The 13,453-nt window shown below is 38.3% G+C and carries 11 protein-coding genes; 7 read left to right on the plus strand and 4 right to left on the minus strand.

What is annotated here, in order from left to right; genetic code table 11:
- Nucleotides 1–9 precede the first annotated feature (9 nt).
- The 4 genes from AK59_RS0106975 to AK59_RS0106990 all read left to right on the plus strand — a co-directional run bounded on the left by AK59_RS0106975 (nucleotide 10) and on the right by AK59_RS0106990 (nucleotide 5,155).
- Nucleotides 10–1,029 (plus strand): Gfo/Idh/MocA family protein, encoded by a 1,020-nt coding sequence (locus AK59_RS0106975; protein ID WP_029882376.1) that lies wholly within the window; start codon nucleotides 10–12, stop codon nucleotides 1,027–1,029.
- Nucleotides 1,030–1,111: 82 nt separating this feature from the next.
- Nucleotides 1,112–2,659 (plus strand): MFS transporter, encoded by a 1,548-nt coding sequence (locus tag AK59_RS0106980; RefSeq protein ID WP_029882377.1) that lies wholly within the window; start codon nucleotides 1,112–1,114, stop codon nucleotides 2,657–2,659.
- A gap of 595 nt (nucleotides 2,660–3,254) precedes the next feature.
- The gene (locus AK59_RS1000000124040; RefSeq protein ID WP_029882378.1) at nucleotides 3,255–4,235 is read left to right on the plus strand and encodes a hypothetical protein; all 981 of its coding nucleotides are present in this window, start codon (nucleotides 3,255–3,257) and stop codon (nucleotides 4,233–4,235) included.
- A 35-nt stretch (nucleotides 4,236–4,270) separates the two neighbouring features.
- The gene (locus AK59_RS0106990) at nucleotides 4,271–5,155 is read left to right on the plus strand and encodes a DUF4238 domain-containing protein (protein ID WP_029882379.1); all 885 of its coding nucleotides are present in this window, start codon (nucleotides 4,271–4,273) and stop codon (nucleotides 5,153–5,155) included.
- Nucleotides 5,156–5,191: 36 nt separating this feature from the next.
- Here the strand turns inward: AK59_RS0106990 and AK59_RS1000000124310 are convergent, their stop codons facing one another.
- A complete protein-coding gene (locus tag AK59_RS1000000124310) occupies nucleotides 5,192–6,019 on the minus strand; it encodes an abortive infection system antitoxin AbiGi family protein (protein WP_029882380.1) in 828 nt (275 codons plus the stop codon).
- 246 nt (nucleotides 6,020–6,265) lie between these two features.
- Between AK59_RS1000000124310 and AK59_RS1000000124050 the strand changes: the two genes are divergently transcribed.
- Complete coding sequence (locus AK59_RS1000000124050; protein ID WP_050491973.1) at nucleotides 6,266–8,524, plus strand: ATP-binding protein; 2,259 nt, start codon at nucleotides 6,266–6,268, stop codon at nucleotides 8,522–8,524.
- A 204-nt stretch (nucleotides 8,525–8,728) separates the two neighbouring features.
- On the plus strand, nucleotides 8,729–9,295 hold the full coding sequence (locus AK59_RS0107010) for a recombinase family protein (RefSeq protein WP_029882382.1): 567 nt from the start codon (nucleotides 8,729–8,731) through the stop codon (nucleotides 9,293–9,295).
- Between the two features lie 214 nt (nucleotides 9,296–9,509).
- Here AK59_RS0107010 and AK59_RS0107015 read toward each other — a convergent pair whose 3' ends face one another.
- The 3 genes from AK59_RS0107015 to AK59_RS1000000124315 form a co-directional block, all read right to left on the minus strand.
- Nucleotides 9,510–9,926: a lysozyme inhibitor LprI family protein gene (locus tag AK59_RS0107015; RefSeq protein ID WP_029882383.1), complete on the minus strand. Its 417-nt coding sequence runs from the start codon at nucleotides 9,924–9,926 to the stop codon at nucleotides 9,510–9,512.
- A gap of 15 nt (nucleotides 9,927–9,941) precedes the next feature.
- Nucleotides 9,942–10,802: a hypothetical protein gene (locus AK59_RS0107020; RefSeq protein WP_029882384.1), complete on the minus strand. Its 861-nt coding sequence runs from the start codon at nucleotides 10,800–10,802 to the stop codon at nucleotides 9,942–9,944.
- Nucleotides 10,803–10,988: 186 nt separating this feature from the next.
- Nucleotides 10,989–11,252: a helix-turn-helix domain-containing protein gene (locus tag AK59_RS1000000124315; RefSeq protein ID WP_048377808.1), complete on the minus strand. Its 264-nt coding sequence runs from the start codon at nucleotides 11,250–11,252 to the stop codon at nucleotides 10,989–10,991.
- Nucleotides 11,253–11,351: 99 nt separating this feature from the next.
- Here AK59_RS1000000124315 and AK59_RS0107030 point away from each other — a divergent pair, with 99 nt between their 5' ends.
- Nucleotides 11,352–11,963, plus strand: coding sequence for an XRE family transcriptional regulator (locus tag AK59_RS0107030; protein WP_029882385.1), 612 nt, complete (start codon nucleotides 11,352–11,354; stop codon nucleotides 11,961–11,963).
- Nucleotides 11,964–13,453: the final 1,490 nt, after the last annotated feature.

Below are 13,453 nucleotides of genomic sequence, written 5' to 3' on the forward strand. Positions count from 1 at the left end.
GAGGCGACAATGAAGCTCCTGAACACGGCGGTGATCGGCGCCGGAGCGATTCACGGTTGCCACGTGAATGCGCTGCGCCAGCTCCCCAACGTTGCGCTGCGCGCGCTGGCAGATATCGACAGCGTCAAAGGACTGAAGCTGGCATTGGGCTATCAGTGCCGCTTCTATCAGGATTACCGGGAGATGCTGCTGGATGATGCCATCGATGTGGTCCATATCTGCACGCCGCACTTTGAGCATAAAAGCATGATTCTGGCGGCCCTCGCCGCCGGAAAGCATGTGTTCTGCGAAAAACCGGTGGGCATGAACAGCAGCGAACTGGTGGATATCACCCGCGCCGCTGACCAGGCTACGGGTCTGCTCGGCGTGTGTTATCAGAACCGGCTCAACCCCACCAGCCTGCGCATTCGCCAGGCGCTGGACGAAGGCGAGCTGGGAAAAATGCTCAGTATCAAAGCGGTGCTGACGTGGTCACGCTCGGGCGCGTACTACACCCAAAGTCCGTGGCGTGGGCGACTGGCTACGGAAGGAGGCAGCCTGCTGATCAACCAGGCCATTCATACCCTCGACCTGATGCAGTGGTTCGCCGGCGGCGTGACGCGTGTGAAAGGCGTGGTGGATAGCGGTGAACTGGCGGACGTGACGGAAGGTGAAGACAGCGCGATGGCCACGCTGCACTTTGCTAACGGCGCGCGCGGCCTGTTTTACGCCAGCAACTGCAATACCACTGATTCCCCGCTTCTGATGGAGATCCACTGCGAGCAGGGCTCGCTGCTGCTCAACAACAACACGCTCTGGCGCGTGACGCCGGGCGAGCGCGTCAGGCTCACCTGCGACGACTCCCCGGACGGTTCGGTCAAAAGCTACTGGGGGCTGGGCCACCAGCAGGCGATCCGTCGTTTTTATCAAGCTATCACCCACCCCGGTTACACGGATTACACCGATATCCGTGAAGCCGGGAAATCACTCACCCTTGTGGAGGCTATTTATCGATCATCTCAATTAAGGCAATGGATAGAAATCAATTAATAGAACGTAATTTGTATTCCAGCAGTAAATAAAAAACGACCCGACAGATCGGGTTAATCATTACCCTACACTGGATATTATTATGGTCAAACCAACTGAACGTAGAGTGGGTTATGGCGTGGCGCTCGGCTACGGTATAACCGATCTGTTTGGCGGAGGCGCTTTCGCCATTATCGGCACCTGGCTTTTATTTTTTTACACCACCTATTGCGGGCTCTCTGTCGTCGAAGCGGGTTCGATATTTGCTATTGCCCGCGTCATTGATGCGTTATTAAGCCCGATTATGGGTTATATCACTGATAATTTCGGTGATACCTGGCTCGGGCGTAAATTTGGCCGTCGCCGCTTCTTTTTATTACTCAGTTCACCCTTAATGTTTCTGTATGCCCTGCTGTGGATGACAGATATGGGGTACTGGTATTACCTGGGCACTTACCTCTCTATTGAGCTCTTGTCGGCGATGGTGCTGGTGCCCTGGGAAACCCTGGCCGCTGAGATGACTAACCGGTATGAAGAGCGTAGCCGTCTCTCCGGTGTGCGCATGATCTGCTCTCAGCTCGGCGGCTTTCTTGCGGTTTCCGTTCCCGGCGTCATTATGCAGTTCACGGGGAAAGATAATCCGTTTACCTATACTCTTACCGGGCTGATATTCTCCTGCGTATTCTGTATTGCGGTATTTATTACCTGGTATACCACCTGGGAAGCGAAAGATGTGCAACAGCCATCCACGTTTAAAGTGGATAAACAGCGTAGCAGCGGATTAATTAATCACCTGAAATATCTGGTGCTGGATCTCTTTTCCTCTTTCCGTATTCGCGCGTTCCGCCTGCATATTATTATTTATATCTTTTCATTTACGGCGATGGACGTATTCGGTTCGGTCTTTACCTATTATGTCGTGTATTGTCTGAGCCAGGACGCGGCAGCCGTCTCCGGCTGGCTGAGCATTGCGGCTTTCGCCTCGGTACCTGGCACATATGGATTTATGCTGTTGCTGAACAGGCTGAATGTCTCCCCTTCTGCCGCTTTGCGCCTCTCTTACGGCGGGATCTTCTTCGTGCTGGTGTTCCTGTTTACGGTTTACCTGACCAAAACCCAGGTGCCCACGCTGCTGTTCACGGCGGTCTTTATCCTGCTGGGCGCCACCCGCGCGGGCCTCTATTACATACCGTGGAATATCTACAGCTTCATTCCTGATATTGACGAGATGGTGACGCAGCAGCGCCGCGAAGGGATTTTTGCCGGGGTGATGGTCCTGACCCGCAAAAGCACCGTGGCGATCGCCATCATGATTATTGGCCTGGTCCTGCAGGAGTCCGGCTTTGTTAAGGGCGGCGGTGCACAGCCTGAAAGCGCGCTGGGGGCGATTATAGGCCTGATGATCTTCGCGACGGCAGCCCTGCTGGCGGTGAGCTTCTTCACTACCTATAAGTTCAAGCTCACCCGCGAGACGCATAAACTGCTTCTCAAGGAGATCGCCCGCCGTAAGCTGGGCGGCGATTACCGCGACTGCGATGCCAATACCCGTGTGGTGATAAAACAGCTCACAGGCTATGAGTACGATCAGGTATGGGGAGGCGATGCTGCCCGTCGTGCAGTGAACAACGTCGGGTTATCGGCCGCAAAATAGCGCGTCTCGCCGGGCCGGTTCCCCGCCTGCCCGGCCTCTTTTCGCCTCAAAATGTGACCTCTGGCAGGTTTACATCTCTTTACGCTATACTACCCGCTGAAATAATCAGCTCAACGCTACGAGCTGACGTTCAATGTGTTTCCACACAAATGGTATCAACTTCCCTTCCGAGGATCTGGCGAGAAGCCGGATAAACTATGTTAAACAGCCATTTTGAATCCACTTTATAGGGGCAAAATGTCAGTGTTGGTGCGGGTTTGATGGTGGTTATGAGTATTGGACCATATGACAAAAAAAAGAACGGATCAAGGCGATAGTTTTTGTTTAGCTTCGGTAAATTAGTTTAATATTAATCAACTTTTCGTGACTAACATATCTATCATGCAGTTACAAAAAATATATATATATCAATGAGTAACATAATTTTAACTGTTTAAAGTACTCCCTGAGCCACTGTGAGTCAATTCGTATTTTAGTAGTCGTAACATTAGACAAGACATTTATCATTCTTGCATAAGCCATTGAATTACTGCATGATATACCTATGTGGCGATTTCTATTGAACAACAATATGTCATAGCGAATGCGATTGAATATGAATAATCACAGTTATATAAAGATTACAATTTCAGCAATAATATCAATATACTTTATATTCTCCTTAGTAATTTTAATAAACAATGGCTTACCTAAAGTTCTTTCGGACTATGGGGCTCTCGGAGATAGTTTTGGAATATTAAACTCATTATTTTCAGGATTGGGTTTTAGTGGGCTTGTCTATACACTCCTTTTACAACAAAAACAGATCAAAACACAAGAAAAGGAAACTAATGAGCAGGAAAAAAGACATAATATTAATATCTACGAGACAAACTTATATAAATTAATAGATTTATACAAAACAGTTTTATCCGAAGTTGTCATTGATAGTAGCGATGGTTCATACTCTGGAAGAGATGCATTGCAGTATGCAGTAAAGTTAATAATGGATGGCATACGAACTCAAAGCACCAACATATATCCGTCAGAGATAAGAATAAAAATATCAAATGGAAGTATAAATCGAGAAGATCAAAAAATTATAGATTATATTCATCACGAACATTTCAAAATTATTCGAGCTAAATTCACAACACAAGGCAGATTGATTCAAACAACTCGACTTCTTTTTAAACAATTAGAAGAAAATTGCCCTGAAGGCTATGATATTACTAACGCCCGTGATTTAGTAATGTCGCAAATGACGTATGTAGAATGCCAATACTTTTTCTTATATACTTTAACAAATAAGAACCATGAGTCATTCATTAATTCATTAGCAAAATCAATTTTATTGGATAAAAATAGAAAAGTTAGGATAATTGAAATTCATAGACATATGTTCGAAGGGGTTTGGAAAATAAATTTATCAGATGGTTATGTTAGACATGATCCTATGATGGATAAAAAGAAAAGAAAAGAAATTGCAAAAGATAAAAGACATCTAAAATTTGAGTTAAAAAGATTACTGGAAGAAGACAAAAATAAAATAAGTAACTCAATTCAAAAACAACAAAAAACGACTATCGCGGAATGAGTATTTTTATTTCTTTTTTTACTTGAGGGACGTTAATGTTAGATTTAAAAAAAATATTCACACCAACAGAAACAAAAAAACAACACACCATCAAACAGCACTTTATACCTCAAGTTTATATAAAGAGGTTCTATAATGAATCATTCAAAGTATTTCGCCACGATGTAAAAAATAATAGAACCAAAGAATTCACTTCATCGCAAATATTTTACGAGCCAGAACTATATAATTTAGTATATAAACAAAAAATTTTCCGAGACATTGAAAATAGTTACTCCGATCTTGAGTCTATGCTTGGAAAGATTTATGAAGCAATTGATGCCCCTGCATTCCTAAAGAATATTAAGGAGGACAAAACGTTGAACAAAAGCATATTCTTGTTCTTTAAAGCTGTTATATCATATCAGTACTTTAGAACTAAGGATATAGATTACCGTAGTTTTATACCACATAGTACAGCATTAATGGACATATATAGATACAGAGAAAAGTATATAAGGGATAATTTTTCTTTCATAAAGAAAAAAGATTTAAAATACATACAGAAAAAAGTAACAAAAAACTTAGGGAATAATGAACAAGCTGTTAAAGTATTAGTTAAGGGGCTTCAGTTAATAATACTCCCAATTTTATTAACGAATTTCATTAGCACCCGGTTGAAAATTCACAGATATGAAAAGAAATGTATTATTTCATGTGACAAACCCATTATTTGCAAGTCTCGTAGCGACTTATACAACTTCCAAAATTTCATTTACCCTCTGTCTCCCGATGTAATCATTTACGCAGAAGGCAATGAAATCACCTCTTCATTCATTCAAAACTCTGAAGCAGTTAATCAACTAATATTTAACAATGCAGACAAATATATCATCTCGCACGATAAAAAAATTATTGACGGCATCAGAAGCAAAAAGTAAATTCAGCCCTCCATGTAAAGATAAAGAAGGGCATTATCATAAGTCATCAAAGACTTGAGTTGATATAAATATTTTTGATATCATCAAAGGAAGTTCAGAATCATCAATATTTTTGTTTAAATAACCAATTAACTTAATAGCCATTTCTTGATCAGGTACAAAGATATATTTTATATCTTCAAATTCAAAATTAAGCATAGCATCTTCATGTTTCCAAAGCCTCTCGTTAGCTCTAATTTTCCATTCAGAATCACTATCATTTTTTACAAGTTTTATTGGAATGAGATCGGCTCTGATATCAGGGACATATCTCCATTCATTCTCATTTGCAAATCGATAATTTTCATTAATAATCTTCCCTTTACGTATAAGGCGACCCTCATAATTTTTCATATATCTCATGACATTAATCAGATCACGGTATTTCCTTTTTTCACGCTTGTATATTGCGGCAAATATGCCATGTTCTTCGCGTATTTTCGTCAAATTCTTGCTCATCCTCTGAATCCGAGCATTAAAATATGAAAACATTGAACATTTATGGTTTAAATAACTGACAGGATTTAGTCCAGATTCAATCGCCCATTCTTTCTTTAACCCTATGCCAAAATGACCATATTTTGCGGTATGTTCGTTTAATTGAGATAACCGAATATCACAAAAAGAAACCATTGGTATACCAAATTGTCTCTCAGCGTTCAACCCAACAATAGTCTCATTTGCATAAGATGCTTTAAAGGAGCTATCCGATATTATACTAACAAGATCTTCATATTGTTCTGTGAAATGAAAAATTGTACTTGGGTATAAACTTTTTTCAATATTATCTTTCCCGCAATCACATTTATCGCTTAATTTTGTCATCTTTTCATACCGAATTAATTATTAAGCGACTATAATACCAATATCTTTATTGCTACTTCAAGACATAGATGAAGCAACAAGCATTAAATTGAGATTTCATAGTAATCTTATCCCCATAATTTATAATCCATTTTCTTACGACTCGATAAAGAACTGGATGAACCTCAAAAATCTTAAAAAAATATCTTTACAAACAGAACTAATTAATGAAAATAAACCAATTAATTTATATTCATGAGGGACAGTATGAATAGCTATGATTTTTCCCGGTTAAATGACAAAGACTTTGAAGATTTAGTTATTGATCTTATTACAGCCGAAAATCCTAATTTACATATCGAAAGATTTATGCCTGGCAGAGATAGCGGAATGGATGGCAGGTTTTATATTGGGGGTGATAATGTCATTATTCAAAGTAAACACTACGTAAAATCCAGCTATTCTTCTCTAATTACTCATTTAAAAAAAGAAGCCCCCAAGGTTACAGCTTTAAAGCCTTCACGTTATATATTAGCCATATGCCAAGGATTAACCAGTACGAGAAAAAAAGAGATCATCAATATTTTCGGAGATCAATATTTGAGGAGTGATGACATTCTTTCGATAGATGATATAACTCATAAAATTTCTCACAACAAACATATCGAAAGAAAATACTATAAACTATGGCTGAATAGTACATCAATGCTTTTTTCTTTGCTGCATAATGACGTAATTGGAAGAAGTGAACATATTCTTCAGCAGATCAAAAATAATGTTAATAACTATGTACAAACTCGAGATTTTGATGTAGCAAAGTCTAAAGTTGATAACATAAACACTCTAATAATTACTGGAGCACCTGGCGTTGGTAAAACAACATTGGCTGAGCAATTATGCCTCCATTATATTATTGATGGATACGAATTGATCTTTATCGAAAGCGATATAGATGAAGGTGAGAAAGTATTTTCTCCTGATAAAAAACAATTGTTTTTATATGATGATTTTCTTGGAAGAAATTATTTAGATGCTTTGAGGAATAAAGAAGACTCAAAAATTGTAAGATTTATCAGTAGAATTAGAGCAAGTGTTAATAAGAAATTAATACTCACTTCACGTACAACAATATTGAATCAGGGTAAAGCATCAAGTGAATTATTTTATATAAACAATACTGAAAAGCACGAATATGAAGTTGAAGTTAAGAACCTTAACATATTGGACAAAGCAAAAATCCTCTATAACCATATTTGGTTTAGTCACCTGCCAAATGAATTTAAAGATTGTATTTGGCTCGATAAGAAATACAGGAAGATAATATCCCATAAAAATTACAACCCACGATTAATATCGTTTATAACTGACTATGATAAAGTTTCGCATATCAAGCCAGAAATTTATTGGGATTATATAGTTGAGAGTTTAGATAATCCTTCAGCAATTTGGGATCATATGTTGACTAAACAGATACCCAAATGTGTATTTTACCTAACTTATTTAGTATCTCTTAACAATGGCAGCATAAGCGAAAATACATTACATAATTGTTATAATAATTTTTTAGAAGAAATTGGTTTTGATCGCACCCGCAATGATTACTTTGAGTTTAATGATTGTACAAAACATGCTGTTAAATCAACCCTACAACGAAAGTTAGAAGATGGTAAGGATCCGATATATGATGTATTAAACCCATCTATATCTGATTATTTAATTGAGAAAATAGGCGATAACATATCATTTATCCCATCTTTTTTTTCAGCATTAACCACAATGCAATCTCTCTATAATTTGAATACACTAATAAACAAGAAACTACCAACGTATCTATCTTCAAAAATAGTTAACGCCCTATTGAACAACATTCATAAGTATAAAAATGAAGATTATATTATAGAGTTTGTAAGCACAGTAATTTCCAGTCCTAAAATCCCTCACAGTGATAAAGAAAACTCAGTGAAGATTATTAACCCAGATCACTTTAAATTTGAGCGATTCTATGCAGGCAATAATTACAAGGTATTAGGAATTGTCAATTGGATAACTTTAAACTCACCAGATTGGCTTGGGTATGATAATATCAAAGATTACGTTGAGTGTTCTTTATTAGTTAATAATGATGATCTTGATTATGAGGATTTAAATATTTTAGCCCAAATAACAAATACTTTGGGTGAAAGTTCAATGTCAGCAAAAATCCATGATCTTCTATTAGATTATTGGCATGGATATGCACATGAATTTATATCAGACAACAATGATTTTTCTGAATATTATGACTTCCGTGATGAAGGGGTTTTATTATCAAGAGCGAAAGATTACATAAATGATTTACTCTCTGAAAGTACATTGACCTTTAATACTCAAGAAGTTGAAAATATCATCGAAAACATAGATGCATATAACATAATAGAACGTAATATTGAAAGTGCTCCGACATGGGATGAAGATGATCACTATGATAATCATAGCTATATAGATAATGGGTTTAATGAGGTAGATGATTTATTTTCAAGAGAATAGAGCCCATTTACATAAAAAACTTGGTAATCCTTTAGCTCTATTATGCGTATATAAATATTGATGTAGCGATTAAGCATCCTTAATCGCTACATACCGCACATCCTCCTAAAGCCTGATTAAGTGTAGCGATCTGCCTTGATTTTTCATCGCTACACTCTATAATAAATCGCAACATACAAATCGATACAGTATAGAGATTTTGACATGGCACACATCGCTTATATTCGCGTATCCAGCTTGCAACAAAACAGCGAGCGACAATTAGCAGATACGGGGATCACCTTTGAAAAAGTATTCACTGAGAAAGTAAGTGCGAAAGATACCAATCGTGAAGCATTCTTAGCGATGATGGAGTACTTACGCGAAGGCGATACTTTGCATGTGCATGACATCAGCCGCCTTGCCCGTAATACAACCGACCTTCTCTCAACTGTAGATGCTTTGACTAAACGGGGTGTCGCGATCCAGTTTCATCATGAAGGCATTAAGACGGGAGATAACTCACCCACTGGTAAACTGGTTCTAACTTTACTTTCGGGAATTTGCCAAATGGAACGTGAAATGATGCTGCTCAGGCAAAGAGAGGGTTACGAAGCAGCTAAGGCTGCTGGTCGTATTGCTGGGCGTGGAAATGGTAGGCATATCCCGCGTACTGAAATCCTCGCGGCATTGGCATCTGGCGGAAGTGTTCGCTCTGTAGCTGCTGACTTCGGTGTAAGTACCAACACTATTAGCCGAATCAAGAAAGAAATGAACTGTGCGGCATCTTAAGTTAAGCAAATGATTTCTTTCACACAAACAGAAAAGACTTTGCATGACCTAATGCACAAATACTTTGATACTGGAACAGAAGATTACGTGATGTTTGGCGTTTTGCTGTGTGAATGGAGTGATGAAAGTACTTCAAGAATTATTAATAGCGGTTTTCCACCAGCCCTGACTCATCGATGGCAATAAAAAAGGTAGCCTACGCTACCTTTTAACATCAGCCACCAAGATTTGTACTATTCCTGAGTCGATAAAGATCTAATGTTTTATCGCGGATAATATTCATTTTGCTTTCAGCCGCAATCAAACTCCAGATAGTACCTTCTTCTTTTTGATAAAAAGCCTCAATTCCTTTATTATACGAATCTCTGTATTTTATCCATTGCCTTTGTGAATCTCTTAGGGCAGCACGCACATTTTCAGGCTGATCTTTCATTAGCAGTTTATATTGATTCCCAAGCTCCGTATCCCACGCTGTAGTAGCTTTAATATAGCAATTCTGTGAGTCAATGGTACTAACCGCATCCATCTTGCATTTTTGTAATGTGCTATCAATATTTTGCTTAAGTTCATCAGCAGAGGCCGATAAACACAATAGCAAACTTAAACTTATAACAACCGCTTTGAAATACATAATCCTGAATCCATTTCAATTATCAGTTTGTACTGTAACACGATGTTCTATCTCGTTAAGATGAGCTATACCACAATTTTCTAATTGAGAACGGGCAAATCTAATATCATTGCTGGTTCTCTGGATGTCAGGATCGGTTGTAGGACTCCTCCCCCCTGCAAATGGCGAAACACCCGACCGTGTTAAAGAATCAGAGGTTTCATTCCAGTACTCAATGGCTTGCTCAGACGCTGCATTAGCAGCCAACAGTCGATTGAATTCACGTGAGCATGACTTCTTTTGAACAGCAATGTAATCATCGACCCAAACACCATGTTGCTTGTAGATATTTTCAGCTACTAAGTACTTACCACTACTCTTGTCGAGACTATTAATCTTACTTTCGATGTAGTCTTTGTTATTTTTTTCTAATGTTGCAGCGGTGGCTTGTTTATCGGCTAATTTTATTGACTCATCTTGCTTAGCTTTAATCTCAATCCACTTTTCTCTGTTAAAGATCCCAGCACTCTTCGCTTCAGAGAATTGATCTTCGATCATAAAACCAAGATTCTTTCCTTGTAGGTTCATCATATATACATTAGCTTGCCCAGCTATTAATAATAAAATGACAATGATGATAGGTAGAAGAAAGTTATTAAAAAACTTTGGAAATTTTTGCGTTAATGCGGGGTGGTTTTCTTGTATAGATGGAATGGCTATAATTGACCACCAAAATGAGATGATCATAACCATACTCCAAAATGCTAAAGTAATTAATGCAAGTAATACTGTAGCAAATGACATCCCAGGTTCATTGAATGTACTAAAATAACTATAAACCATGGATGCCATGATTAAACCGAATCCCATATAAACAAAAAACTGTATTTTCTTCATTTTTATTTCCCCTTGTTATTTTAATACTCGTTTTATATTACCGAGAGAGTCAACTTCTACTCTGACAAGTTTTCTACATGCTCCGCACGAACCTACACCTGTACCACTGCTTTTTATTCCGGTGTTAACTGTCGTAGTACTTCCACAATGCGGACAAACCACTGTATATGTTGCGTATGCCACAATTTATTCCTCACTATTGCTGTAACGTTCAGGCCAGATTTCTTCTCGAGTCACTCCGATATAATCTGCAATGATCTTCTCACCTTTAGGCCAATGTCTCTCAAGGGCGTTGTATAGCGTTCGTTCATGTAAGCCGTTGTCTCGGGACAACTTAGCCAACGAACTACCTTTTTTGCGTATAGCTGCAAGTACATCGGCCCGATGCCAGTTTCGAGTACTGGCATTTGATTCCTTTTTTTGAGATCCTTCTTGTTTATGATTCTTCATTATGATCACTCATTACTTAATCATGAATATGATTGATCAATAAAATGAACAAGTCAAATCGAATTAGGAATACAATTCCTTAAGTTGAATGGCGATAGAATGAACAATAAAAAGCAGAGTACTAAAGAGTTCAGTGAACGCTTAAAGCACGTCATAGCAGCACTTGGAACAACGGGTAGAGAGTTCTCAAAACGTGCGGGTATTGGCTATAGTACTGTTCACAACTACATGCACGGCTCATCAAGCCCTACACTGGATAACTTGGTACTCCTGGCAAAAGCAGGCAATGTATCTATTGAATGGCTGGCTACAGGCCAGCAATCGAGCATGAGCAGCACTGATTCAAATGTCATACTTGTACCTTTTATTGATCATACCGATGAAATGTTGAATCTTGATGCTCAACTGCTTGATGTGACGGATTTACATTCTCTGCGTGCTATCAGGGTTAATACCGATGTAATGACCCCTACCTTTCTTATGGGTGCAGTACTACTCATTGATACTAACGATACAAATTTAACCGATAACAAACTTGTTGTATTAAAACAGAGCGGGAATTATTTGTTTAAGAGAGTACAGGTGCTCATGGAGGGAGTACGCTTACTGAGTGATAATGACAATTATCCGTCAATCGCAGTCGCTTTTGAAGATATGAAAAGTATCAATGTCATTGGTGCTGTAGTGATGATTATTAACAAAGTTAATTAGCACAATTAGTACTTCCACCAATCACCGTTAACAAACCTACCCAAGGTAGGGAAAGGTGGAAGTTCTCGCTATAGTACATAACCCAATTAATCAGGAGAACATAGCAAGAGGTCGCTATAAGCAGAGATCATCCCCTTCAATCCTAACGATATCTAACTGAATTGATACTTCCATTTAATGAATTTTTTGACTGTCCCGCTTTACAAGCGAGCCAGGAATTTCATTCGATTGAATCTCACGGCGTTCGCTTCAACTCGAATATCAATTCATTGGATATTATTTTTTTTGATAGGACATTTATTAAGTATTGATTAGCTTTAACAGCATTACTCCTTGACGGGATTTCTTGGATACATTTCGATCCCCCACTGCGGGGGAAAGATATTCAAGATATACAATTAATTTGTATTTCTTGACGCTGATACTCATCAACATTTCATACAGCGAATTTTGGATACAACTATATTGTACTCAAGCGGAAGCGGGTTGCCCTGTTTCTTCCTATCGCCATTCTCTGCAACGGTCGTAGCTCATCGCTACTCTTCTTATAAAAGCTGTATGAATAACTCCTATAAGCGTCTAAGTACTTCTCGAATTCTGGACGGATCTATATTGTATAAATTCGCCACTGAATCTATTAGAAGTAATAGACTCCCTTATACCATTTGGTAAGGATTGGCCTTATATGTCTATCAAGGGAATCTACGGGGTATTATCCGATTCCTTTATAGTGCCACATTGCCGTGACTCCTGCGTTTTCGTCTTTTTTGTCTGGAATTTACGCTCGGGAAATTTGCACGGGTTTCATTTGCACTGCGTTCTGTTGAACAACTCATCTGCCATCTACTTGTCGATAGGATCAGGTTTTAATTTATTATACCAAGGATAATGACGCTCTTATCATTACCCCACGACTAACGGGTACACCAACAGGATTTTAACTATACATATAGTATAGGACATAATTTAAATTCATTTCATTTTTTCTTCTCCCCCTATAAATATCTACCGATATTTATAGGGAATGAAACATGCGTTTTTTAGTACATTTATATTTAATGACTTGTATTACTAAGTGTTGCTAAGTAACCCGCCTTTAGATTATGGAATAATAGCAACGCACCTGTTCCTATCGCACAACAAAAAAAACTAAGGAATCGGTTACCCATTGAAAATATGATGAAAATTTCAGCATTACAACCAAAGAATAAAAATAAACAGTGACAAAAATATTCAGCACGTATAAAAACACATAAAATAAAAATGAATGTGGTTTATTTTTTAGCATTGATTATATTTGTTTTTATTAACAACCTCTTATTGCTGTCTTTAGAAAGCTTCCTTTCCTCTTCCCTTATAATACACTCATACTTTTCTTCTAATAATTTATAATAAGATAGTGTCTTATCATAATAATGTTCTTTCATTCTCATATATTAAACCTCACATTTTTTATAAATTCATTATTCCTCATAGTATAGGATATAAAG

This window comes from Enterobacter sp. T1-1 (genome assembly GCF_000710795.1).
GTDB classification, from domain to species: domain Bacteria; phylum Pseudomonadota; class Gammaproteobacteria; order Enterobacterales; family Enterobacteriaceae; genus Enterobacter; species Enterobacter cloacae.

Bases quoted from the DNA above. Each gene is read 5' to 3' on its own strand.
- AK59_RS0107010 (WP_029882382.1), top strand. From the start codon at position 8,729: ATGGCACACATCGCTTATATTCGCGTATCCAGCTTGCAACAAAACAGC.
- AK59_RS1000000124315 (WP_048377808.1), bottom strand. From the start codon at position 11,252: ATGAAGAATCATAAACAAGAAGGATCTCAAAAAAAGGAATCAAATGCC.
- AK59_RS0106975 (WP_029882376.1), top strand. From the start codon at position 10: ATGAAGCTCCTGAACACGGCGGTGATCGGCGCCGGAGCGATTCACGGT.
- AK59_RS0107020 (WP_029882384.1), bottom strand. From the start codon at position 10,802: ATGAAGAAAATACAGTTTTTTGTTTATATGGGATTCGGTTTAATCATG.
- AK59_RS0107030 (WP_029882385.1), top strand. From the start codon at position 11,352: ATGAACAATAAAAAGCAGAGTACTAAAGAGTTCAGTGAACGCTTAAAG.
- AK59_RS1000000124050 (WP_050491973.1), top strand. From the start codon at position 6,266: ATGAATAGCTATGATTTTTCCCGGTTAAATGACAAAGACTTTGAAGAT.
- AK59_RS0106990 (WP_029882379.1), top strand. From the start codon at position 4,271: ATGTTAGATTTAAAAAAAATATTCACACCAACAGAAACAAAAAAACAA.
- AK59_RS0107015 (WP_029882383.1), bottom strand. From the start codon at position 9,926: ATGTATTTCAAAGCGGTTGTTATAAGTTTAAGTTTGCTATTGTGTTTA.
- AK59_RS1000000124310 (WP_029882380.1), bottom strand. From the start codon at position 6,019: ATGACAAAATTAAGCGATAAATGTGATTGCGGGAAAGATAATATTGAA.
- AK59_RS1000000124040 (WP_029882378.1), top strand. From the start codon at position 3,255: ATGAATAATCACAGTTATATAAAGATTACAATTTCAGCAATAATATCA.
- AK59_RS0106980 (WP_029882377.1), top strand. From the start codon at position 1,112: ATGGTCAAACCAACTGAACGTAGAGTGGGTTATGGCGTGGCGCTCGGC.